The sequence below is a fragment of the Carnobacteriaceae bacterium zg-C25 genome (assembly GCA_017945845.1).
GTDB lineage: Bacteria > Bacillota > Bacilli > Lactobacillales > Aerococcaceae > WM01.
In genome coordinates this window covers 977868-1002068 of sequence record CP072828.1, presented here as the reverse complement: position 1 = coordinate 1002068, position 24201 = coordinate 977868, and the positions used below count along the sequence as shown (strand labels likewise).

19 protein-coding genes, 13 tRNA genes and 3 rRNA genes are annotated in these 24201 nt (G+C 39.9%); 31 read left to right on the top strand and 4 right to left on the bottom strand.

Annotation, left to right across the window (positions count from 1 at the left end; genetic code table 11):
• Positions 1-6: 6 nt before the first annotated feature.
• The 19 genes from J7S27_04765 (at position 7) to rpmF (ending at position 8936) form a co-directional block, all read left to right on the top strand.
• The gene (locus J7S27_04765; protein QTU82610.1) at positions 7-1089 is read left to right on the top strand and encodes a DEAD/DEAH box helicase; all 1083 of its coding nucleotides are present in this window, start codon (positions 7-9) and stop codon (positions 1087-1089) included.
• Between the two features lie 386 nt (positions 1090-1475).
• Positions 1476-3030: ribosomal RNA gene (locus J7S27_04760) — 16S ribosomal RNA — on the top strand.
• A 92-nt stretch (positions 3031-3122) separates the two neighbouring features.
• A tRNA-Ala gene (locus tag J7S27_04755) sits at positions 3123-3195 on the top strand.
• A 157-nt stretch (positions 3196-3352) separates the two neighbouring features.
• Positions 3353-6270: ribosomal RNA gene (locus J7S27_04750) — 23S ribosomal RNA — on the top strand.
• A gap of 83 nt (positions 6271-6353) precedes the next feature.
• Positions 6354-6470, top strand: a 5S ribosomal RNA gene (rrf, locus tag J7S27_04745).
• Together the 16S, 23S and 5S rRNA genes with 13 tRNA genes alongside form the textbook arrangement of a ribosomal RNA operon.
• Before the next feature lie 9 nt (positions 6471-6479).
• Positions 6480-6552, top strand: a tRNA-Asn gene (locus tag J7S27_04740).
• A 22-nt stretch (positions 6553-6574) separates the two neighbouring features.
• Positions 6575-6663 (top strand) — tRNA-Ser (locus J7S27_04735).
• 7 nt (positions 6664-6670) lie between these two features.
• Positions 6671-6742 (top strand) — tRNA-Glu (locus tag J7S27_04730).
• A gap of 9 nt (positions 6743-6751) precedes the next feature.
• Positions 6752-6824, top strand: a tRNA-Val gene (locus J7S27_04725).
• A gap of 2 nt (positions 6825-6826) precedes the next feature.
• A tRNA-Asp gene (locus J7S27_04720) sits at positions 6827-6899 on the top strand.
• 3 nt (positions 6900-6902) lie between these two features.
• Positions 6903-6975: transfer RNA gene (locus J7S27_04715), tRNA-Phe, on the top strand.
• A 13-nt stretch (positions 6976-6988) separates the two neighbouring features.
• Positions 6989-7069 (top strand) — tRNA-Tyr (locus J7S27_04710).
• 10 nt (positions 7070-7079) lie between these two features.
• Positions 7080-7150, top strand: a tRNA-Trp gene (locus J7S27_04705).
• A 12-nt stretch (positions 7151-7162) separates the two neighbouring features.
• Positions 7163-7235: transfer RNA gene (locus J7S27_04700), tRNA-His, on the top strand.
• Positions 7236-7242: 7 nt separating this feature from the next.
• Positions 7243-7314: transfer RNA gene (locus tag J7S27_04695), tRNA-Gln, on the top strand.
• A 13-nt stretch (positions 7315-7327) separates the two neighbouring features.
• Positions 7328-7398, top strand: a tRNA-Cys gene (locus J7S27_04690).
• Between the two features lie 13 nt (positions 7399-7411).
• A tRNA-Leu gene (locus tag J7S27_04685) sits at positions 7412-7495 on the top strand.
• Positions 7496-8149: 654 nt separating this feature from the next.
• A complete protein-coding gene (locus J7S27_04680) occupies positions 8150-8710 on the top strand; it encodes a DUF177 domain-containing protein (protein QTU82609.1) in 561 nt (186 codons plus the stop codon).
• Between the two features lie 49 nt (positions 8711-8759).
• Positions 8760-8936 carry a 50S ribosomal protein L32 gene (rpmF, locus tag J7S27_04675; protein QTU82608.1) on the top strand — a complete coding sequence of 59 codons (177 nt, stop codon included), beginning with the start codon at positions 8760-8762 and terminating at the stop codon, positions 8934-8936.
• A 140-nt stretch (positions 8937-9076) separates the two neighbouring features.
• Here rpmF and J7S27_04670 read toward each other — a convergent pair whose 3' ends face one another.
• Both J7S27_04670 and J7S27_04665 read right to left on the bottom strand, forming a co-directional pair.
• Entirely contained in the window at positions 9077-10318 is a 1242-nt protein-coding gene (locus J7S27_04670; protein ID QTU82607.1) for an aminopeptidase, read from the bottom strand.
• Between the two features lie 20 nt (positions 10319-10338).
• Positions 10339-10794, bottom strand: a complete 456-nt coding sequence (locus J7S27_04665; protein ID QTU82606.1) for a flavodoxin — start codon at positions 10792-10794, stop codon at positions 10339-10341.
• A 131-nt stretch (positions 10795-10925) separates the two neighbouring features.
• On the opposite strand from J7S27_04665, the gene J7S27_04660 reads away from it, so the two are divergent.
• The 5 genes from J7S27_04660 (at position 10926) to J7S27_04640 (ending at position 16614) form a co-directional block, all read left to right on the top strand.
• Entirely contained in the window at positions 10926-11531 is a 606-nt protein-coding gene (locus tag J7S27_04660; GenBank protein QTU82605.1) for a hypothetical protein, read from the top strand.
• Positions 11532-11543: 12 nt separating this feature from the next.
• Positions 11544-12536 (top strand): flotillin-like protein FloA, encoded by a 993-nt coding sequence (gene floA, locus J7S27_04655; GenBank protein ID QTU82604.1) that lies wholly within the window; start codon positions 11544-11546, stop codon positions 12534-12536.
• A gap of 23 nt (positions 12537-12559) precedes the next feature.
• A complete protein-coding gene (locus J7S27_04650; GenBank protein QTU82603.1) occupies positions 12560-13177 on the top strand; it encodes a hypothetical protein in 618 nt (205 codons plus the stop codon).
• A gap of 258 nt (positions 13178-13435) precedes the next feature.
• Positions 13436-14119: an ABC transporter ATP-binding protein gene (locus J7S27_04645; GenBank protein ID QTU82602.1), complete on the top strand. Its 684-nt coding sequence runs from the start codon at positions 13436-13438 to the stop codon at positions 14117-14119.
• Complete coding sequence (locus J7S27_04640; GenBank protein ID QTU82601.1) at positions 14116-16614, top strand: FtsX-like permease family protein; 2499 nt, start codon at positions 14116-14118, stop codon at positions 16612-16614. Before J7S27_04645 ends, J7S27_04640 begins: the two co-directional genes overlap by 4 nt.
• An 80-nt stretch (positions 16615-16694) precedes the next feature.
• Here the strand turns inward: J7S27_04640 and J7S27_04635 are convergent, their stop codons facing one another.
• Both J7S27_04635 and J7S27_04630 read right to left on the bottom strand, forming a co-directional pair.
• Positions 16695-17891: a HAMP domain-containing histidine kinase gene (locus tag J7S27_04635; GenBank protein QTU82600.1), complete on the bottom strand. Its 1197-nt coding sequence runs from the start codon at positions 17889-17891 to the stop codon at positions 16695-16697.
• On the bottom strand, positions 17884-18555 hold the full coding sequence (locus tag J7S27_04630; GenBank protein ID QTU82599.1) for a response regulator transcription factor: 672 nt from the start codon (positions 18553-18555) through the stop codon (positions 17884-17886). Before J7S27_04630 ends, J7S27_04635 begins: the two co-directional genes overlap by 8 nt.
• 97 nt (positions 18556-18652) lie before the next feature.
• Here J7S27_04630 and J7S27_04625 point away from each other — a divergent pair, with 97 nt between their 5' ends.
• From J7S27_04625 to J7S27_04595, 7 genes are read left to right on the top strand one after another with little or no spacing between them, the layout of a single operon-like run.
• Positions 18653-19846 carry a hypothetical protein gene (locus J7S27_04625; protein ID QTU82598.1) on the top strand — a complete coding sequence of 398 codons (1194 nt, stop codon included), beginning with the start codon at positions 18653-18655 and terminating at the stop codon, positions 19844-19846.
• Between the two features lie 13 nt (positions 19847-19859).
• Positions 19860-20537, top strand: a complete 678-nt coding sequence (gene rpiA / locus J7S27_04620; GenBank protein QTU82597.1) for a ribose-5-phosphate isomerase RpiA — start codon at positions 19860-19862, stop codon at positions 20535-20537.
• A complete protein-coding gene (locus tag J7S27_04615) occupies positions 20530-21831 on the top strand; it encodes a pyrimidine-nucleoside phosphorylase (protein QTU82596.1) in 1302 nt (433 codons plus the stop codon). Before rpiA ends, J7S27_04615 begins: the two co-directional genes overlap by 8 nt.
• 3 nt (positions 21832-21834) lie before the next feature.
• Entirely contained in the window at positions 21835-22434 is a 600-nt protein-coding gene (locus J7S27_04610; GenBank protein QTU82595.1) for a nicotinate-nucleotide adenylyltransferase, read from the top strand.
• On the top strand, positions 22409-22990 hold the full coding sequence (gene yqeK, locus J7S27_04605) for a bis(5'-nucleosyl)-tetraphosphatase (symmetrical) YqeK (GenBank protein ID QTU82594.1): 582 nt from the start codon (positions 22409-22411) through the stop codon (positions 22988-22990). Before J7S27_04610 ends, yqeK begins: the two co-directional genes overlap by 26 nt.
• Before the next feature lies 1 nt (position 22991).
• Positions 22992-23351: a ribosome silencing factor gene (rsfS, locus tag J7S27_04600; protein QTU82593.1), complete on the top strand. Its 360-nt coding sequence runs from the start codon at positions 22992-22994 to the stop codon at positions 23349-23351.
• Complete coding sequence (locus tag J7S27_04595; GenBank protein QTU82592.1) at positions 23351-24076, top strand: class I SAM-dependent methyltransferase; 726 nt, start codon at positions 23351-23353, stop codon at positions 24074-24076. Before rsfS ends, J7S27_04595 begins: the two co-directional genes overlap by 1 nt.
• Positions 24077-24201 lie beyond the last annotated feature (125 nt).

Below are 24201 nucleotides of genomic sequence, written 5' to 3'. Positions count from 1 at the left end.
AGCATTATGAACCTTCAATTAAACGAAACATTAATGGCACGTTGGGAAAAAGCAGGTTTTGAAAAACCAACAGCTATTCAAAAAGATGTTTTTCAAAAAATTATAGATAAGCAACACGTTGTTGCCGTATCTCCAACTGGAACAGGGAAAACGTTAGCCTATGTATTGCCATTACTCACGCAAATAAAAGCCAATGGAGAACTCCAACTACTTGTGTTGGCGCCATCTCAAGAGCTAGCGCAGCAAATCGCAACGGTTATTCGTGAGTGGAGTGATGTAAAAGTACAAGCAATCGTCGGAGGAGCCAATCTTAAACGACAAATCGAAGGGTTAAAAAACAAACCCGAAGTTATTGTGGCGACTCCAGGTCGATTAAAAGAATTAGCCGACCAAAGTAAAAAAATAAAATTCCACCAATTACAAGCCATCGTCATAGATGAAGCGGATTATTTATTAAGTGATGAACAGTTAAAAGTTGTGCGTGAAATTGTAAAAAAAGCACCCGGTCAAGTACAAAAATTATTCTTTTCGGCAACAACCAATGAAAATTTGTTAAATGTTGAAAAATGGTTTGGTGTTTCTGCTACTTTTGTTAACGTAAAAGAAGAAAGTCGCACGACACATTTATACTTAATGGTAGATGAGCGTAAACGATTAAGCGTATTGAAAAAAATGGCTAATCACATTTCTAGTGCTCTTGTGTTTGTTCAAAATGTAGGTGAATTGGCGATGGTTTATGAAAAATTGATGTATGAAGGGATTAAAGTAGCTGTTTTACACAGTGACATGCACCACATTGAACGCAAAAAAGCAATTGAACAATTAAAGAAAAAAGAAATCACCTATTTACTCACAACCGATGTAGCATCTCGCGGGATTGATGTTGATTCTTTAGAAATGGTGATACAATATAATATTCCACGAGAACAAGACATTTACATGCACCGCAGTGGTCGAACAGGGCGTATGGGAAATCAAGGTGTCGTATTGAGTCTAGTAAATGAATACACATTGAAAGATTTGAAAAGAATCGTTCCAAAATCAATTCAGTTGAGTGAAACACAATTGCAAAAAGGTCAGTTGAAATAAAGTGCTATAAAAAGTTTTATATGGTAATACGGGGTGACGGTATAATTCGTCGCCCCTAAAAAAATAAATATTTCAAAAAAAATCAGCGTTTTAATTACTTAAAGTAAGGAAAACTGAAAATGAATCAAATAAAAACCGCTATAAATCAACGTTTTTCAAAAAAACGAAAAATAATGAAAAAAAGTTAAAAAAAAGGTTGACGGTTTCAGGTGAGTTTGATATTATAACTAAGTCGTCAAGACGACATAGCCCTTTGAAAACTAAACAAAGTAAAGACAAACCAAATGTGTAGGGATTATTAAGTCAATTAATAACCAAACAAAACAATAAATCGGATGAAAATTCGAACAAGTCAGTAATTTAAATGAGCTTTAAAAACTCAAATTTTTAATGAGAGTTTGATCCTGGCTCAGGACAAACGCTGGCGGCGTGCCTAATACATGCAAGTCGAGCGGGGTTGTGAAGAGTGCTTGCACTTTTCACGCTTAGCGGCGGACGGGTGAGTAACACGTGGGTAACCTACCTGCAAGATGGGGATAACAGTCGGAAACGACTGCTAATACCGAATAGTCAACACATTCGCATGAACGTGTTGGGAAAGGCGGCGTAAGCTGTCGCTTGTAGATGGACCCGCGGCGTATTAGCTAGTTGGTGAGGTAACGGCTCACCAAGGCAATGATACGTAGCCGACCTGAGAGGGTGATCGGCCACATTGGGACTGAGACACGGCCCAAACTCCTACGGGAGGCAGCAGTAGGGAATCTTCGGCAATGGACGAAAGTCTGACCGAGCAACGCCGCGTGAGTGAAGAAGGTTTTCGGATCGTAAAACTCTGTTGTTAGAAAAGAACACCTCTTAGAGTAACTGCTAAGAGATTGACGGTATCTAACCAGAAAGCCACGGCTAACTACGTGCCAGCAGCCGCGGTAATACGTAGGTGGCAAGCGTTGTCCGGATTTATTGGGCGTAAAGCGAGAGCAGGCGGTTCCTTAAGTCTGATGTGAAAGCCCACGGCTCAACCGTGGAGGGTCATTGGAAACTGGGGAACTTGAGTGCAGAAGAGGAGAGTGGAATTCCATGTGTAGCGGTGGAATGCGTAGATATATGGAGGAACACCAGTGGCGAAGGCGACTCTCTGGTCTGTAACTGACGCTGAGTCTCGAAAGCGTGGGGAGCAAACAGGATTAGATACCCTGGTAGTCCACGCCGTAAACGATGAGTGCTAGGTGTTAGAGGGTTTCCACCCTTTAGTGCCGCAGCTAACGCATTAAGCACTCCGCCTGGGGAGTACGACCGCAAGGTTGAAACTCAAAGGAATTGACGGGGACCCGCACAAGCGGTGGAGCATGTGGTTTAATTCGAAGCAACGCGAAGAACCTTACCAAGTCTTGACATCCTTTGACCACTCTAGAGATAGAGCTTTCCCTTCGGGGACAAAGTGACAGGTGGTGCATGGTTGTCGTCAGCTCGTGTCGTGAGATGTTGGGTTAAGTCCCGCAACGAGCGCAACCCTTATTACTAGTTGCCAGCATTCAGTTGGGCACTCTAGTGAGACTGCCGGTGACAAACCGGAGGAAGGTGGGGATGACGTCAAATCATCATGCCCCTTATGACTTGGGCTACACACGTGCTACAATGGACGGTACAACGAGCAGCGAACTCGCGAGGGTAAGCGAATCTCTTAAAGCCGTTCTCAGTTCGGATTGTAGGCTGCAACTCGCCTACATGAAGCCGGAATCGCTAGTAATCGCAAATCAGCACGTTGCGGTGAATACGTTCCCGGGTCTTGTACACACCGCCCGTCACACCACGAGAGTTTGTAACACCCGAAGCCGGTGGGGTAACCAGTAATGGAGCTAGCCGTCTAAGGTGGGATAGATGATTGGGGTGAAGTCGTAACAAGGTAGCCGTATCGGAAGGTGCGGCTGGATCACCTCCTTTCTAAGGAAAAGAAGGAATGCACAAAGGAGTTTTTACATTGTTTAGTTTTGAGAGGGTTATCTAAGTGAAAAGATAAACCACTCAAAGAGTTGGGGGGATTAGCTCAGCTGGGAGAGCGCCTGCTTTGCACGCAGGAGGTCAGCGGTTCGATCCCGCTATTCTCCATGTACCTGAAAGGGTACAAACAGACCTTTGACAACTGAATACAATTAAGTAAAACAAACCAAAAATTTTACCGAGAAACAGAAATGTTTGAAAAAAGAGTTTTTTAATGAAAAACGAATCGCGTTTAAACTCATATTGATCATAGATTAGTATGGTAGGTTAAGTAAATAAGGGCGCACGGTGAATGCCTTGGCACTAAGAGCCGAAGAAGGACGGGACGAACACCGATATGCTTTGGGGAGCAGTAAGTACGCAATGATCCAGAGATTTCCGAATGGGGGAACCCACTACATGTAATGGTGTAGTATCCATGTGTGAATCAATAGCACATGAGAAGGTAGACGCAGGGAACTGAAACATCTCATTACCTGCAGGAAGAGAAAGAAAAATCGATTTCCTGAGTAGCGGCGAGCGAAACGGAAAGAGCCCAAACCAACGAGCATGCTTGTTGGGGTTGTAGGACTGCAACATGGGAGTTGAAAGGATAGAAGAACAACTTGGGAAAGTTGGCCAAAGAGAGTGAAAGCCTCGTAATCAAAATCTTGACAACCTCTAGCAGGATCCTGAGTACGGCGGGACACGAGAAATCCCGTCGGAATCCGCCAGGACCATCTGGCAAGGCTAAATACTCCTTAGTGACCGATAGTGAACAAGTACCGTGAGGGAAAGGTGAAAAGCACCCCGGGAGGGGAGTGAAAGAGAACCTGAAACCGTGTGCTTACAAGTAGTTAGAGCACGTTAATGTGTGATAGCGTACCTTTTGTAGAATGGACCGGCGAGTTACGATTGCGTGCGAGGTTAAGTTGAAGAGACGGAGCCGAAGCGAAAGCGAGTCTGAATAGGGCGAAATAGAGTACGTAGTCGTAGACCCGAAACCAAGTGACCTACCCATGAGCAGGTTGAAGGTGTGGTAAGACACACTGGAGGACCGAACCAGGGCACGTTGAAAAGTGCTTGGATGACTTGTGGGTAGCGGAGAAATTCCAATCGAACTTGGAGATAGCTGGTTCTCTCCGAAATAGCTTTAGGGCTAGCCTCGTTGTAAGAATATTGGAGGTAGAGCACTGTTTGGACTAGGGGCCCCTCTCGGGTTACCGAATTCAGATAAACTCCGAATGCCAAATATTTATAAACGGGAGTCAGACTGCGAGTGATAAGATCCGTAGTCGAAAGGGAAACAGCCCAGACCACCAGCTAAGGTCCCAAAGTATCAGTTAAGTGGAAAAGGATGTGGGGTTGCTTAAACAACTAGGATGTTGGCTTAGAAGCAGCCATCATTTAAAGAGTGCGTAATAGCTCACTAGTCGAGTGACCCTGCGCCGAAAATGTACCGGGGCTAAACTGAACACCGAAGCTGTGGATTTGCGTGAAGAGCGCAAGTGGTAGGAGAGCGTTCTAAGGGCGACGAAGCTACACCGTAAGGAGTGGTGGAGCGCTTAGAAGTGAGAATGCCGGTATGAGTAGCGAAAGACGGGTGAGAATCCCGTCCACCGAATAACTAAGGTTTCCTGGGGAAGGCTCGTCCTCCCAGGGTTAGTCGGGACCTAAGGCGAGGCCGATAGGCGTAGTCGATGGATAACAGGTTGATATTCCTGTACTTGTTCGAATCGTTTGAGCGATGGAGGGACACAGGAGGTTGAAAGAGGCAACTGCTGGAATAGTTGTACTAAATCACGAGTCTGATGAAGAGTCAAATGCTTTTCATCGATAAGGATGAGTGATGATGGGGTCGTGAAATATGAAGTAACGGCTATCTTATCAATCACACTGTCAAGAAAAGCTTCTAGCAAGAGACGAACAACCCGTACCGCAAACCGACACAGGTAGTTGAGGAGAGAATCCTAAGGTGAGCGAGCGAACTCTCGTTAAGGAACTCGGCAAAATGACCCCGTAACTTCGGGAGAAGGGGTGCTGACTTCAGGTCAGCCGCAGTGAATAGGCCCAAGCGACTGTTTATCAAAAACACAGGTCTCTGCAAAATCGAAAGATGACGTATAGGGGCTGACGCCTGCCCGGTGCTGGAAGGTTAAGAGGAGAGGTTAGCGCAAGCGAAGCTTTGAATTGAAGCCCCAGTAAACGGCGGCCGTAACTATAACGGTCCTAAGGTAGCGAAATTCCTTGTCGGGTAAGTTCCGACCCGCACGAAAGGCGTAACGATTTGGGCACTGTCTCAACGAGAGGCTCGGTGAAATTATAGTACCTGTGAAGATGCAGGTTACCCGCGACAGGACGGAAAGACCCCATGGAGCTTTACTGCAGTTTGATATTGAGTGTTTGTGTAACATGTACAGGATAGGTAGGAGCCTAGGAGAGCGGGACGCCAGTTTCGCAGGAGGCGCTGGTGGGATACTACCCTTGTTACATGGCCACTCTAACCCGCACCGGTTAACCCGGTGGGAGACAGTGTCAGACGGGCAGTTTGACTGGGGCGGTCGCCTCCTAAAATGTAACGGAGGCGCCCAAAGGTTCCCTCAGAATGGTTGGAAATCATTCGAAGAGTGTAAAGGCAGAAGGGAGCTTGACTGCGAGACCAACAAGTCGAGCAGGGACGAAAGTCGGGCTTAGTGATCCGGTGGTACCGTATGGAAGGGCCATCGCTCAACGGATAAAAGCTACCCTGGGGATAACAGGCTTATCTCCCCCAAGAGTTCACATCGACGGGGAGGTTTGGCACCTCGATGTCGGCTCATCGCATCCTGGGGCTGAAGTCGGTCCCAAGGGTTGGGCTGTTCGCCCATTAAAGCGGTACGCGAGCTGGGTTCAGAACGTCGTGAGACAGTTCGGTCCCTATCCGTCGCGGGCGTAGGAAATTTGAGAGGAGCTGTCCTTAGTACGAGAGGACCGGGATGGACACACCGCTGGTGTACCAGTTGTTCTGCCAAGAGCATCGCTGGGTAGCTATGTGTGGACGGGATAAACGCTGAAAGCATCTAAGCGTGAAGCCCCCCTCAAGATGAGATTTCCCATCTGTAAGAAGAGTAAGACCCCTGAGAGACGATCAGGTAGATAGGCTAGGAGTGGAAGTGTAGTGATATATGGAGCGGACTAGTACTAATCGGTCGAGGACTTATCCAAGAAACGTGAGAAAGTGAGTAGGTTTGGTTAATAATTGTATTCAGTGGTGAGAGGTTTGAAAGAACTTTTCGAAAAAGAATAAGTGTGGTAATGATGGAAAGAAGGACACACCTGTACCCATGTCGAACACAGCAGTTAAGCTTCTTATCGCCGATGGTAGTTGGAGGGAAACTTCCCGCAAGAGTAGGACGTTGCCACGCTTATAATAATCCGCTTTAGCTCAGTCGGTAGAGCGCATGACTGTTAATCATGATGTCGTAGGTTCAAGTCCTACAAGCGGAGTTGGAGAAGGAAATAGTATCCGGGAGAGTTGTCCGAGAGGCCGAAGGAGCACGATTGGAAATCGTGTAGGCGGATAAAACTGTCTCAAGGGTTCGAATCCCTTACTCTCCGTAATAAAGGCCCGTTGGTCAAGCGGTTAAGACACCGCCCTTTCACGGCGGTAACACGGGTTCGAATCCCGTACGGGTCATAGATAGTTGGAGGTTTAGCTCAGCTGGGAGAGCATCTGCCTTACAAGCAGAGGGTCAGCGGTTCGATCCCGTTAACCTCCATTGGTTCCGTGGTGTAGGGGTTAACATGTCTGCCTGTCACGCAGAAGATCGCGGGTTCGATTCCCGTCGGGACCGTTTGGTTCAGTAGCTCAGTTGGTAGAGCACTTGATTGAAGCTCAAGGTGTCGGCAGTTCGATTCTGTCCTGAACCATTTATAATAATTTGGGGAGATAGCGAAGAGGCTAAACGCGGCGGACTGTAAATCCGTTCCTTACGGTTCGAAGGTTCGAATCCTTCTCTCCCCATTAACTATCAAGGGGTATAGTTTAAAGGTAGAACTAAGGTCTCCAAAACCTTCAGTGTGGGTTCGATTCCTACTACCCCTGTATAGTAATATGGCGGTTGTGGCGAAGTGGTTAACGCCCCGGATTGTGGCTCCGGTATTCGCGGGTTCGATTCCCGTCAATCGCCTTTTTATTGGGGTATAGCCAAGCGGTAAGGCAACGGACTTTGACTCCGTCATTCGTTGGTTCGAATCCAGCTACCCCAGTTTTTTTATATGTGGCGGTATAGCCAAGTGGTAAGGCATGGGTCTGCAAAACCTTGATCACCGGTTCAAATCCGGTTACCGCCTTAATTGATATTATGCCGGCGTGGCGGAATTGGCAGACGCGCTGGACTCAAAATCCAGTGCCCTCGCGGGCGTGCCGGTTCGACCCCGGCCGCCGGTATCAGTTGACAAGGTTCTAACGACCTTGTCTTTTTTTTCGGTCTATATAGGGTTCTATGTCAAATGGTGTTGGTGACCAAAAATGGCTCTATGTCAAATAGGGTTGATAGCTCATAAAGATAGTAATTTAACGGATGTTCAGTCACTATCTTTTCGTTAAACCACAAAGTGAAGTACGGCTCGCCGAAATGTACATGATACACTCACTCGTTTTATTGTGGTTAAAAGTATACTTTACAAGAGATTTTTGTATTGTTGGCTAACTTAGTTCTATAAGTTACTGTTTTTCTCCTTTAATTGTAATGATGTTTCTGTTATACTAAACATGGGGAATTTCTCCTTATTATTTGTTGGTACTTTTAATTTAAGAGAAACTTGCCTTTTTGTTTACATGAAATTAGGGTTGGTGGCTTATGCCATCAGCCCTAAAAATTATACAGCCCGAATAATAGTGAAATGGTGAGAAAATTGTAGACGGAGTGTTACTGAAAAACAAAATTATAATAGCTGTTTTAGTTGTTTCTATTTTTAATGTGCTTTTTTGTTGATGTTATTGTGTTTTTTTGAAAATTCACCCTGTTACAATCGCTAAAAATCATTGACAAATTGCCGTTATATTAGTATAATTCGTTATGTTGCTTTAGGAGTGAAGAATATGAAATGGTCAATTAAACAAATTGAAGATAATAGTGGTCAGCCACTACAGTTTTCAGAAGTGGTTGATATCAAATCATCGCTACTGAAGCGAGAAACTGAAATATTAGATGTGTCACCTGTGAAGTTGAATGGGACGCTTTTATCGGATAAACAAAGCATTTTAGCGATGTTTACACTAGAAGCGATTGTAACTCTACCTTCTTCACGCACGCTAAATCCAGTGCCGTATCATATGAATGTTGACGTTAGCGAACGTTTTGCTCAAGAAATGTATGTTTCTTCTGTAATGAAGATGTATCCAGATGAAGTAGTAAGCTTGATTGAAGGATACCACATTGATTTGGAAGAATCCGTTATCGACAATATTTTGTTAAACTTACCATTGCAAGTGCTGTCTGATGAAGAATTGGCACAACAAGAGTTACCGCATGGTCAAGGATGGGCACTTTTAACGGAAGATGCTTTTCTACAACAAAAGCAAAAAGAGGCAGAGGAAACGATTGACCCACGATTTGCAGGGTTGAAAGCTCTACTCAATACTACCGATCAAGGTGAGTAATCGTGTTTCATCAAAGAATGATTAGAAGATATTGGGAGGTGTAAGAAACATGGCAGTACCAAAACGTAGAACATCAAAAGCTAGAAAAAACAAACGTCGTACACACTTCAAATTAGAAGTACCAGGCATGAGCGCATGTTCAGAGTGTGGCGAATTAAGAAAAAGCCATCACGTTTGCCCATCATGTGGTAAATATGACGGAAAAGAAGTTGTAGCAGTAGGCTAATGACATAAAGTCCTAACACGTTGGTGTTAGGGCTTTTTCGTTTTTATAGTGGTTCTATGTCAAAACATAGACGTTACAAGTGCTGCTTTGATGTATATAAAAATCGTGTTGGGATATGTGATTATCCCAACACGATTTTGTTAAATTGCCCATTCACCGTTTCTAAAGATGGCAACTCGTTCGCCGTCTTTTGTAATACCGTCAATGTTCATATGTTCTGAACCAATCATAAAATCAACGTGAGTTGTTGAGCGGTTTAACCCATTTGCTTCTAACTCTTCTTGGCTCATGTCTACACCACCAACAATGCTGTGGGCGTATGCTGAACCGATAGCTAAGTGATTAGATGCGTTTTCGTCAAATAACGTGTTAAAGAAAGTTAAGCCTGACATAGAAATTGGTGAGCGATGTGGTACTAATGCAACTTCACCTAAACCGCGTGCTCCTTCGTTTTCTTCAACTAGGCGTTTAATCGTTTCTTCACCTTTTTCAGCCGTTACATCAATAATTTGTCCGTCTTTAAATGTGAATTTCATACCTTCAATGACGACACCAGCATAACTTAATGGTTTTGTACTAGAGACGTAACCATCTGCACGACGGAAGTCTGGGGCAGTAAACACTTCTTCTGTTGGCATGTTTGCGATGAATTTTTCGCCTTGTGCATTTAGGCTACCTGCTGATTCCCAAACGTGATTTTTTGGCATTCCTAAAACAAGGTCTGTTCCGGGTGCTGTATAGTGCAATGCATCAAATTGTGCGGCATTTAAAATTTCAGCTTTTTCATTTAAACGTGCTTCATGTTCGTTCCATGATTGAATAGGATCCGCATCATAAACGCGGTTCATTTTGAAAATAGCATCCCACAATGCATCAACTTGTTCTTCGCTTGTTGATAAGTTAGGAAATACCATTGCTGCCCATTCTGGACTTGAAGCAGCGCCTAATGTCCAAGAAACTTTGTTTGCTTGAGTGGCTAAACGTTGTTCGTGTAATGCCGTTGACATTGCTTTCATGCTTGCTTGTAGACGATCTGGATTAACACCTGCAAACGCATCTGGGTTAGCTGAGCGTACAACTAAACGGCTTGCTTTTTTACTTAAGTGATATAGTGATTTATCGACAACGTGTTGTGGAACGTTTGTTAAACGTTCTTGATCAGCGTGTAATAATTTTTCGCGTGAAATTTTATCGTCTGTATATTCAACGATGACTTCACTAGCACCTTGTGCATAAGCTTCTTGTGTTAATAAACGCGCAAATGGTGCGTGGTCAACATCAATTGTTAAAACAACTGTATGTCCTTTTGATACATTTAACCCTTTGCTTATTAATAATGCTGCATATTTTTTTAAATTTTCTTCAAAGTTTGGTAATACCATATTTTTTCTCCTTATGATTTTTAATGTGATGCGTGATACATTTGATCGATGTTAGATACGAAATTTTCTAAACGTTCAATATCTTCTTCGTCGGCACTTAATTCAATCATGACACATTCACTACCACGTGTTGCACCCACTGCTTCAAAAAGCTTATCAAATAATTTAACGGCGCAGCAGTAGTTATCTCCATAATAGCGATCTCCTGATCCAAAAACACCAAAAATTTTGCCTGTTAATGTTTCGTCTGCCAATTCTTCATAAAAGTCTAAAATGTCATCTGGAACGGTATTGTCTCCGCATGAGTAGCTTCCGACAATACAAACGTCATATGATGAAAAATGACTTGCAGATGCTTGAATGCTATCTACCACATCAACCTCGTAGCCTAAATCTTCTAAATTTTCAGCGACAATGTCGGCACATTCTTCTGTGCTTCCCGTTAAACTGGCGTACACAATTAAGGCTGAAGGCATAAAATCCCTCCTTCTTGTTAAAGTAGTAACAGTATACCATAAAAACTTAAAAATAGGACGGAAGACCGATGATTTTCTTTTATGCGTTGAGTATACTAAACCTATCATATGACAAAGAAAGGAGTTGTTCTATGGAGTTGATGTTATTAACGGTGGCATTTATCGGAATCGTCATTGTTTTATTGACGAAATACGTGTGGCAAGGTAGTGTGCTAACGGTAGCTTCATTTTTAATTTACTTTTTTATTGAAGCTAGTGGATCGTGGGAATATTTTTTAGTGTTGCTCGTTGGGCTGATGCTATTAATATTAGAACTGTTCTTACCAAGTTTTGGTGCGGTTGGTATTATTGGGATTGCAATGACACTTTTAGGTATTCATATGACGAGTGACAATCCTACATTGACGTTGCTGAATGCCAGTTATGCTTTATGTATTGCGCTAGGTGTAGCCGTATTTTTATGGAAAATGGGCTGTCGCTTTCAACTGGGGCGTGGTTTAGTTTTAAATCAAAGTTTAACGAGTGACAAAGGGTTTCAATCGTTTCAACAAGATTACGCACAATATTTGAATACGGTAGGTGTGACGATGACGAGTTTACGGCCTGTAGGTCGAGCGCGTTTTGGTGATGAAGAGTTAGAGGTGTTATCATCGGGCAAAATGATTGAGTCACATAAAGATGTTGTTGTATATAAAGTAGAAGGTAGTAAATTATTTGTTCGAGAAATACAAAAATAGGAGGATAAATGTATGGAACTTCAAAATGTTTTACCGGTAGTTGTTATTTTAGCACTGTTACTTGTCGTTGTTTCAATTTTCTTATCATTTGTACCATTAGGGTTATGGATAACGGCTCATTTTTCAGGTGTAAAAGTGAGTGTGATGACTTTATTTGGTATGCGTTTGCGTCGTGTTTCACCAGCACGTATTATCAATCCGTTAATTAAAGCAACTAAAGCTGGTTTATCTTTAAAAATTGATGAATTGGAAGCTCACTACTTAGCGGGTGGTGATGTGAATATGGTTATTGATGCATTGATTGCAGCACAACGTGCCAACATTGATTTGGAATTTAAACAAGCGACCGCAATTGATTTAGCAGGACGTAACGTATTTGAAGCGGTACAGGTCAGTGTTAACCCTAAAGTTATTGAAACACCTGTTATTGCCGGTGTGGCAATGAATGGTATTGAAGTGCGTGCAAAAGCTAAAGTAACGGTACGTGCCAATATTGAACGTTTAGTGGGTGGTGCTGGAGAAGAAACCATTATTGCCCGTGTCGGTGAAGGGATTGTTACAACGGTTGGTTCTGCAAATCATCACTCTGTTGTTTTGGAAAATCCGGATTCTATTTCTCAAACCATTTTAAGAAAAGGATTGGACTCTGGAACAGCTTTTGAAATTTTATCCATTGATATTGCGGACGTGGATGTTGGTCGAAATATTGGTGCAAAATTACAAGCGGAACAAGCAGAAGCTGATAAAAAAATTGCTCAAGCAAAAGCGGAAGAACGTCGTTCATTGGCTGTTGCTCAAGAACAAGAAATGTTGGCTGAAGTACAACGTATGAAAGCAAAAGTAGTTGAAGCAGAATCTCAAATTCCATTAGCGTTAGCACAAGCGTTGCGTGAAGGCAAATTAGGCGTTATGGATTATTACAAAATGAATAATGTGATTGCAGATACGAATATGCGTGAAGCAATTGCTGGAGATGAGCAAGTGACTTCTGAAATTATGCAATAGTTTAGACTCTAGGAGGTGGTAATATGTCTTTTAACGAGATTCTCGTTGTCTTTTTCATGATTTGTTTTATCATTGATCGCATAGATAAAAAAGAAAGAGCACAGAAAAATAAAACGAATCTTTTTGAAACAGAAAAAAGAGTCAGTAATCTTAATAAAACATTAGGGTTGAAAAATTTTATATTTCATGCAACCCCCATTGTGAATACGTCTATATTACCTACCACACCTGAAACAGACTTGGACGATGATTGGGACGATGATTGGGATGACGAAGAGTATGATGAAGAGTACGACGAAGAGTACGACGAAGAATACGATGAAGAGTACGACGAAGAGTACGATGCAGAATATGATGAAGAATACGATGAGGAATACATTGGAGATGTAGAAAGTGATGAAACGGCACTATCGGTAGAGATGAGTAACTCTGAAAGTTATGAAACGTCTTCAAATGTACCGATGAGTATGGTGGTGGACGAAGACGAGTTGTTTACGGATAGTCAGTGGGAAGAAATGACTAAAGAAGAATCACCGTCTAAAATCATCAAAACAAAACGTCTTTCTATTCGTAAAAAAAGAAGCGCTTTACAAAAAGCTTTTATTTACAGTGAAGTGTTTGGAAAACCAAAAGGGTTGTAACGTTATTACAAGACACGTTTAAATGTTGTCAAGTACATGTGCCTTTACAGGTGATGCGTATCTTTTTAAATCAATAAAGTTTTGGGCGCTGGAAAAATTCTAGCGTCCATGTTTTATGTTTAAATAACAAACGAATTGAATTATATTTTTTAGGTGATTTTGGTTTTCGAGTAGTCAATAAAAAATTTTTTGATTTGTCACTTTCGTGTCACTTTTGTCATCTATACTAAAAGTAACAAAAGGAATGGAGGGAATATTATGGCGATTTTAGAAGTGAGTCATTTATCAAAAGTATATGGACAAGGAGAAAATCAAGTGGTTGCGCTTGATGATGTCAGTTTAACCATTGAACAAGGAGAATTTGTAGCAATTGTTGGAGCGAGTGGTTCGGGTAAATCTACTTTGTTGCATTTGTTAGGTGGTGTAGACTATCCAACGAGCGGAAAAGTATTGGTTAATGGGACAGATATTTTCAATTTAAAATCGGATACGTTATCCATATTTCGCCGCCGTGAAATTGGTTTAGTGTACCAGTTTTATAATTTAATTCCCGTATTAAATGTTGTTGATAATATTACATTACCTGTAGATTTGGATAGTCAAAAAGTCGATAAATCCTATTTGAATGAATTATTACACACATTAGGCTTAACCAATAGACAGCACCATCTACCACATCAACTATCAGGAGGACAACAGCAGCGTGTGTCTATTGGACGTGCCTTAATGCCTCGTCCGACCATTTTATTAGCTGACGAGCCGACTGGTAACTTGGATACCACTAATTCAAATGAAACGTTGCAGTTGTTGAAATTGGCTAATGAAAAATATAAACAAACGTTAGTGGTGATTACTCACGATATGAATATTGCATTGCAAGCTAATCGTGTGATCACATTGCAAGATGGGCGAATTGTGAAAGATGAGGTGATTCGTGTATGAGCGTGTTAACAAAATTAACGGTTGCACAAATTAAAGAAAATAAAAAGCGGACTGCATTAACGACTATATCCATTGCTGGTATTGTGTCGTTATTAACTGCCATGGCGTTATTTTTATCTAGTGCATGGGTAGTGATGCATGATGCGATTATTGATAATTCGGGAGATTGGCATTTTCGAACAGGAATTGTAAAAAAGGCAGATATTGAGCAACTGAATTTGGCTAATTTCATTGATAAAAAATCAGAAACATTAGCGGTCGATACGTTATCAAGTGATATTTTGCCAAAAGGACGTGCAGTTTTCGGCAAAACGTATACACGTTCAATGTCGTCAATAGGATTGACTCGATATGATAGAAAAAATGCTGTGAAGCAAAAAGAAATATTAATTTCCGCAGCACTACAAAAAGAAAATTTAGTTGGACAAACGGTGACATTTACCAATTCTAAAGGACAATCATTGGCCTATTTTGTTAAAGGGCTTGTATATTTAGATGATAATGCAGGTGTTGATTATGTCGGTGTCGATGAAAATTACGATAGTGATGAAGCTATTGTTTTTGGTAAAGTCACAAATTTTGATCAATATTTTGAACGATTTAATACGTTTAGCAAATCATCGGGTATTTCCATTGCTAAACATAATCAACAATTATTAGCACTTTATTTAGTAACTAGTAATGAAGTTTTAAATAATTTACTCAGTGGGGTTGTTCCAGTTATTTTCATCTTAGTGCTCGTTATTTCAGTTGTCGTGATTAGTTCATCATTCATGTTATCGCTTAATGAACGACTTAAACAACTTGGGGCATTATCTAGTGTGGGTGTCACACGTGGACAATTGGTTAAAATGATGTTAGCTGAAAGTGCCATTATCGGAAGTATCGGGATTGTCATTGGGTTAATTGTCGGCTTTATCGGAACGTCTATTGCACTTGTTTATTTTGATCAGTACGCTCAAGTGGTGTTTAAATCTAGTGGTTTAGAATCCAAATTTTCACTCGTTATTTATTGGCCATTAATTGTTGCGGTTATTTTATTATCGATTATTGTCATTGCGGTGTCTGCAATTATACCGGCTTTAAAATCGGCAAAACGTTCGCCAATTGAAAATATTAAGCAAGTGCCATTTAAAAAATTGATGCAATTGAAAAAACGTCGTCAAAATAGTCGAAGAAATGTGTTGGCACGTATATTTAAACAACCTGCTTATTTAGCGTATCGCTATAAAAAGAATAATAGCAGTCGTGCCAGAACGGTATTTTTCGTATTAACCACGAGTTTGTTGACGTTCAACGTTATTTCTAATTTAGTCATTCAATTAACGGATACGGTTGAGCAAGTTGCTCAAGGTGGGTCAAAAAATAGCCGTCACACTAAAGGGGATATTTCGTTATATATGCCATTCGAACGGACTGCAACACAATCAAGTGAAGAGCATGCGCAACAATTATTTAATAAAGTCAAAACATTGAATGGAGTTGAAAGCGTACAATTTGTTAGAAGTGGGTCAATCGTGACAACACAACCCGATATTCTTGATTATGTACACAAAATCCGTAAAGTTCAATTTAGTGGAGAGATTGATCAGTCCTCAACTGAGCATATGTCAATAATTTCTTTAGATGAAACTTCAGAACGTGAATTTTTACAAGCGATTGATGTTACACCAGAACAATTTCAACAATCAGGTGTTATTGTAACAACGGATTTTGTGCGTAATAAAAAAATATCGGCTATTCCAACGGATACATTGAAAGGTAAATCGCTACCTTATATGACGTTTACAAATGATCATCAATTAGACAAGACATCAGAAAAATCAATTCATATTTTAAGAAATGTTGAAGCGGATAAATTATCTGTTGGGGTATCGAATCTTGCAGAATTAATTGTATCAAAAGAAATGTATTATCGTATTGATTCTAAAGCTGATTATACAATAATGTTAAAAGTTGATAAAAATAAAGCTGATGAGATTGCCAAAATATTGAAGGAATTGGCCAACGACGGCGATTACGGTAATTTTTATGTCAATAACATTCAAGAGAATTTGAAAGTGATGCGAGCCGTTTTAGGTATGATGGGTATCATTGTCTATGGATTTTTAAGTTTAATTTCGTTAGTTTGTTTAACGACTTTCTACAACACCATTTCATCCTCTGCACGGTTACGTCGTCGTGAATTTGCGATGTTGCAATCTATTGGAATGACAAGAGGGCAATTACGAATCATGTTATCGATTGAAAATATGACAGCAGGTATTTTATCCATTATATTTGCTTCCATCGGTGCGTATGCGCTGACCATTTTGGCTAATATTCAAGGTAGTAGTGGTGTTCAAGAAATTATTGCAAACATGAAATACCCGATATTACCAACCATCATTAGTTCATGTGTGTTATTGGTTATTCTATTGTTGTTTAATGTATCGACACAACGTAGTGTATTGAAACGCTCATTAGTAGAAGACATTAAAAACGAAACGTTGTAGTATTTCGTAATTTGCATTATCGATACATTGTGAATAGTGAAAAAGAGCAATCTGTGTGAACGGATTGCTCTTTTGTATGGTTATTGTTGTGGTATGGTGAGTTCAAATTGTACGCCATTTGATACGTTTTTGGCACTTAATTTACCACTATGTTGGTTTAAAATATCGTGCGATAAAGCCAATCCGATACCAATACTTGTTGTTTTGGCATTTTTTCCTTTGTAGAAGCGTTGGAAAATATAAGGTAAATCATCTTTATCAATTGGCTGACCTTCATTTTGAATAAAAATTGACGTATAGAAAATATTTGATGTAATTGTAATGGTTATTTGACTATTTTCACAGGCGTGATCAATACCGTTTTTGATAATATTTGCCATTGCTTCATATAGGTAAAAACGGTCCACTTTAATGACGGTATCTAAATCACCTATAATCTGTAATGTTAATCCTTTTTCTTTTAAAAGCACTTGAAATTCGGTTTGTAATTGTTTGATGAGTACCCCGATTTTGACGTTTTCTTTTTTAAACGTAATGGCATGCGCATCTAGTCGAGTCATTAATAAAATGGCTTGAATTAGCGTATTAATCCGTTCAAGTTGTGGTTCTAATGGTAAGAGTGTATCGTCGGTACGCTTTTCGATAGGAAGCGCTAATATAGAATCGACAACCACCCACAACGCCGTTAATGGCGTTTTTAATTGATGTGAGATATTGGCGATATTGGCATCTAAATAATCTTTGTGTTTTGTTGATAGGCGGTATTGTGTATGTAAAGACGTTGCAGTTTGGTATAGCGAATGTTGTAATTGAGAGAGTATCCCCTCGTTAGATTGACGAATATCAATCGGTTCAACATCACTATTTAAATTAAGCACATAGTTATTAAGTGTGTTGAGTTGATTAAAAAATCGTTTGAAATAGAGTGTCATAATGGCAAATGCAACAACTGTGACGATGAGCCATATACTCAAAATGAATAAAAGATGCACGTGGTATTGCGAAGTATCCATTTTTTGTGCAAATGACTGTTCAAGTAATGTTGCCACTTCACCACGTAACGCATCTGGGAAAATGCCTTCTGTTAAATAGGGCGTCAAATCGGCGTGATGTTTATTTAAGACGTACAAATGTACGCTGTGATGATTTAGTTGATGTTGAAGAAACGCTAAAATGGTGTGATAGCCAACTAAAAGCGTCATGAGTAAACCGGTTGACAATCCGATTAGCCATCTTAAGCCGACTTTTGCTTGTGGATTTTTATAAATATCACGCATGATTGTCTCCTTTCATACGATAACCAAGGCCACGAATGGTTTCAATGAGCGGTGAGTCTTTTTCGATTTTTTTACGCAAACGTTTCAGTGTCACCGTCAGCGTATTGTCGTTTACAAAATCACCACCATTATCCCACATGTACGTTAGTAGTTGCTCACGTGTGAGTGTTTGAGAGCGATTGGCAAATAAATAGAAAAACAAACGGTTTTCGGTAGCGCTTAATGAGATGTCTTGATTGTCCATTTTAATGATACGGTCTTGTTCATTGACGTGCAGATGATAATATTGTGTCCATTGCACCTCGTTGAGTGAATAGCGTGTAATAATCCCTTGAATGCGCGCCAATAAAATGGGTAAACGAAACGGTTTGGTAATGTAGTCTTCTACGCCATTATGTAACGTTTCAATAATGGCTTTTTCATCATCGACCGCTGTTAAAAATATAATTTTAATGGTGTGTGGTAACGTTTGATAAAAATCTAGAGCGTTACCGTCGGGTAACATCATATCGAGTAGCGCGATGTTAATTGGGTGTTTATGTAACATGTCATGTGCTTGTTTTAACGTTGATGCATGCCATACATTTAAATTGTGTTGTTTTAAAAATGTAACGGTTGCATTGGCAATGGTGAAATCGTCTTCAACTAATAGTATATTTATCATAAAATACCACCTTTTTTGGATAATGCCATTATAAAATGGCACCTTTAGTCTGTCAAAAGTTACCTATGTATTATATAATGAATTATGGAGGTAAGGCATGTTAGATTTCGAAAAAAAACAATTTGAAGAATGGCAAAATGCACATGAATTTGAAAAAATTGTGCATTATGTTGATTTATTGAAAGAACCGTCTTACGAGCATTTAGGGCAAAAAGCTGCCGCATTAAATAATTTGCGTCGATACTACGAAGCTAAAGAATTATTAGAATCAATTTTTGAACAAGGTCAAAATGATGCGATGTGGTATTACCGTTACGGCTATTTACAAATGCAGTTTGAGGAGTTTTCACGTGCAGAAACCATGCTGAAAAAATCGGTAGAACTTGATCGACAAAACGGAAATGCGTGGTATTTGCTGAGCGTGTTGTATGAATATTTTTTGCATGAACACGATTTAGCACAAATGGCGCATCAAAAAGCAATTGAACATCAAGTGAACATTGATTATTTAGACGATGATACGTTTAAAGTAAATCAACAATTTAATAAACAGTATCGATTTATCCATCAATTAATGATTGAAGATGAAGCGTTGAAAAAAAACGTGTTAGAAGCGTTTTTCCAAATGATTTATCTCTTTGAACAACACGTCAATGATTACGCACAATTACCAACTGTTTTACAAGCGTTTAGTCATACCATTAAGCAACTATTTGCCAATCACAATCGTCGATTAAATGAGCCGGTGCGCCAAGCGTTAGAGGACGATATTTTGTATATTTTAGATTGGTTTGGTGTAAATTATCAGTTAGCAGAAACCTTATGTGCATTATTTCGGTTTGAATCGTTTAAACAACAGCCGTTTCACATTAAAGCAGAGCATTTAATGTATTTGTTGGATACAACCGATCAACAATTTGAACGAAAAGTTGTGACGCTATTTGAACAATTAAGCGAAGAAGAAAAGACAATTGATTATTATTTGTTGGCCATTGAAATTTATTTAGATGAAGATAACGTTGAAATGGGGCGTCAATTGTTACAAGAATCGCATGATTTAGGTCAAGAAAACGATTTTTGGTGGCAAATGTATGGTTACTTGTTAATGTTAGAAGGCAATCACTTACAAGCGTTGGACGCCTTTGAAAAATCGGTGGCACTCAATGAAGAAAACGCTGAAAGTTGGATGGGTATTGAACAATTGTATATCGACTTTTTTGATGATTTATCGCGTGCAAATTTTGCTCGAGAAAAATGGGAAAGGTTAATAGACGAAGAAGACGGTTTTTAATGAAGGGGAACACATGAATCAAAATGAATTGAAAAAAAGAGTAGGTATTGCAGCAACTGACTATATTCAAAATGGGATGATTGTCGGCTTAGGAACAGGTTCAACAGTGTACTATTTTGTGGAAGAACTTGGTAAACGTGTCCAAAATGGGTTGTCCATTATTGGTGTTACAACTTCTCTGGCAACAAAACAACAAGCTGAACAATTAGGCATTCCGTTAAAAAGTTTGGATGACGTCAATAGTATTGATCTTGTTGTAGATGGAGCAGATGAAATTGATCCTCAATTAAACGGGATTAAAGGTGGTGGCGGGGCACTACTTTTTGAAAAATTAGTGGCTACACAATCAAAAGAAGTGATATGGATTGTCGATGAAAGTAAAATGGTCGACTGTCTTGGTGCGTTTCCATTACCCGTAGAAGTGGTTCAATATGGCCATACGCATTTATTACGCTATTTTGAAGAAAAAGGGTATCATCCGGTATTGCGTATGCGTGATGAAAAGGTATTTGTGACGGACGATGGGAACTTTATTATCGATTTGCACTTGAAACGTATTGACGACGCGGTGCAATTACAAAAAGAATTGAATGATTTGGTTGGTGTTGTAGAGCACGGACTATTTTTAAATCAAACGCGACGTGTTTTAGTCGGAAAACAAAATACAGTAGAGGTGATTGAACATGTTTAGAATGGTAGATCTTATTGAAAAGAAACGTGATGGGTTAGCGTTAAGTGAATCAGAAATTAAATGGATGATTTCTGGTGTAACAACGGGGAGTATTCCCGACTATCAAATGAGTGCCATGTTAATGGCGATTTTGTTTCAAGGGATGACGCATGAAGAGTTAGGTGTGATGACGTTAGCCATGGCAGCATCGGGTGATCAATTTGATTTAAGTGCTATTGACGGTATTAAAGTCGATAAACATTCAACTGGTGGTGTTGGCGATACGACAACATTAGTTTTGGCTCCACTCGTAGCGAGTTTAGGCATACCTGTTGCTAAAATGAGTGGTCGTGGGTTAGGGCATACTGGTGGAACGATTGATAAATTAGAAGCGATTCCTGGATTTCACATTGAAGTGGAACAAGACGAATTTATTGATTTAGTCAATCAAAATAAAGTGGCTGTCGTTGGTCAAAGTGGTAATTTAACACCAGCCGATAAAAAGTTATACGCGTTACGTGATGTAACGGGGACGGTACAATCCATTCCGTTAATTGCAAGTTCCATTATGAGTAAAAAAATTGCTTCGGGTGCTGATGCTATCGTATTAGATGTTAAAACAGGTGCAGGTGCCTTTATGAAAACGGTTGAAGAGGCTAAACAATTGGCACAAGAAATGGTTGCCATTGGGAATCAAGTTGGTCGTTCAACAATGGCGGTTATTTCGGATATGTCTCAACCGTTAGGCGTTGCCGTTGGGAATGCAAATGAAGTGATTGAAGCCATTGAAACGCTTAAAGGCAAAGGGCCAAAAGATTTAGAAGATTTATGTTTAGAATTAGGCGCACAAATGGTCTATTTAGCGAAAAAAGCAACATCGATTGATGAAGCGAAAGCATTGCTAAAAGAAAATATCGCTAATGGGAAAGCGTTGGATGTGTTGCGTACATTTATTGCCGCACAAGGCGGAGATGCACGTGTTGTGGATGATTATAGTTTATTGCCACAAGCTAAATACGATATTCCGGTTTTTGCTAGCCAAGCGGGTGTGGTTCAAAATATTGTGGCAGATGATATTGGTGTTGCGGCAATGTTATTAGGTGCTGGACGTGCGACTAAAGAAGATACGATTGATTTAGCTGTTGGATTATCCGTATTGAAAAAAGTGGGCGATACGGTATCTGTGGACGAACCGATTGTAATGATTCATAGTAATCGTCAAGACGTCAGTGATGCTATTGCTAAAATTCAACAAGCGTATACGATCGGTGAAACGGCAGATGTGCCTGTATTGATTTATGATGTGGTACATTAATTTATGATGCAAAAAACTCAACAAAAAATTGGTATTTTAGGTGGTAGTTTTAACCCTATTCATATGGCGCATTTAAGAAATGCACAAAGTGTGTTAGATCAGTTAGGGTTAGATAAAATTATTGTGTTACCGAGCGGGACACCACCGTATCAAACAACGAAAAAATTAGTGGATACGTCACACCGTTTAGAAATGGTACGTTTGGCAATAAGTGATAATCCAAAATTTGAAGTGAATACGATAGAAATGGATACACCAGGTGTGCATTATACGTTTGACACGATTCAATCGTTAAAACAGCACTATCAAAATGCAAAATTTTATTTTATTATTGGCGGCGATATGATTGATGCGTTGCATACATGGTACCGTATCGATGAATTAATTCAGGAAGTGACTTTTGTCGGTATTGATCGAATGCATTCTAAAAATGAATCGAGTGTACCGTTTATACCGCTACATTTGCCGTTACTGGATATTAGTTCATCAATGATTAGACAAATGGTGCAAAATCAACAAAGTATTCGGTATTTAGTGCCGAATGCGGTGATGCAATATATTGAAAAGGAGAGATTGTATGTTGACGAATACACTACGTCATAAAATTGTCAGCACATTACAAGGTGAGCTCTCTTCAAAGCGTTATGTGCATGTATTGCGTGTTGAAGAAAAAGCCATTACTTTAGCAAAGCAGTACGGTGTTGATGTTGCACAATGTCAATTGGCGGCGCTATTACACGACCTCACAAAAGAGTGGACGATGGAGCAGTACAAAGAGGCTGTCGAAAAATATCAGTTAGATGGGGCGATGTTGTCGTACGGTAGCGAAATTTTGCATGGTCCGGTTGCCGCGTGTGTATGTGGTGAGTGGTTTGGTGTAACGGACGATGTCGTGTGTGAAGCGATTGCGTACCATACGATTGGAAAAGAAGACATGAGCGATGTTGCCAAAGTGTTATTCGTTGCGGATTACATTGAAGATGGTCGTACGTTTGAAGGTGTAGATGAAGCACGACGTTTGGCCAATGAGAATTTAGATGAAGCGATTGCGTATAAATTGCAACAGACATTGGCGTATTTAGCAAATAAAGGTTTACGTATTTATCCCGACACTGTTTTAGCGTATAATGCGTGGGTAAATAAAATTAAGGAGAGATGATTTGAAAACAAGTGAAGAAATTTTAGAAGTTGTGGTTAAGGCGGCAGATGACAAAATTGCAGAAGAGATGGTGGCACTAGATGTTCGTGGGTTGACCGGAATTAGTGACTTTTTCGTGATTATGCAAGGACGTAACGAAAAGCATGTGCAAGCGATTGTTGATGCTGTGGATGAAGCGGCGCATAAAAATCAAATTGTTGTGAAAAGTATTGAAGGTAAGGATACAGGGACATGGACGTTGTTAGATTTAAATGACGTCATTGTACATGTGTTTTACCCGAGCGAACGTGTACATTACAACTTAGAAAAATTATGGAGTGATGCGCCGTTATACGATATTAGTGCGTGGGTTAATCAATAATGAGTTATGCAGCATTTGCGAAAACCTATGACGATTTAATGGATCAATCGCTCTATGACGAATGGGCGAATTATGTATACAAACGTGTTCCAAAAAACAGTTCGATTTTTGAATTGGCGTGTGGAACAGGAGAATTAGCCGTTCGTTTAGCAAAAAATTATATCTATCAAGGTTCGGATTTATCTGAAAATATGCTATCATTGGCACAACAAAAAGCACCGTCTCTTTCGTTTTTACAAATGGATATGCAAGCGTTTCATTTGGATACGACAGTAGATGCGATTGTTTGTTTTGCAGATTCTTTATGTTACTTGGACGATTTAGAGTCTGTAAAAGCAACGTTTCAAAATGTTTTTCAATCATTAAAGCCTAACGGAAAATTTCTGTTTGATATGCATTCGATTTATCAAATTGATGATGTGTATGTTGACTATCAATTTCATTACGTTGATGATGAGACGCTATTTATTTGGGACAGTTTTCCAGGGGATGAGCAGTATAGTGTAATTCATGAAATTAGTTGTGTGAATCGATTGAGTAATGGTTTGTATGAACGATATGATGAACAACATTTTGAAAGAACCTATCCATTAGACGACATTGTTTTAGCGTTACAAGAAATTGGTTTTTGTGATATTGAAGTGACGGCTGATTTTACAGATTCTTCAGTAAAAAGTGATAGTAGACGTTGGTTTTTTGCAGCAGTTAAACGTGAAAAAGGTTAATTTACAGTAAAGAATATAAAAATAATAAGTTTTGCGAATGTGTTTAGGTTCGCTTGGACTGTTGATAATGTAAAGTGTCAACGGTCTTTTTTGCTATAATATTTTAACGCGATATCAACAGGATT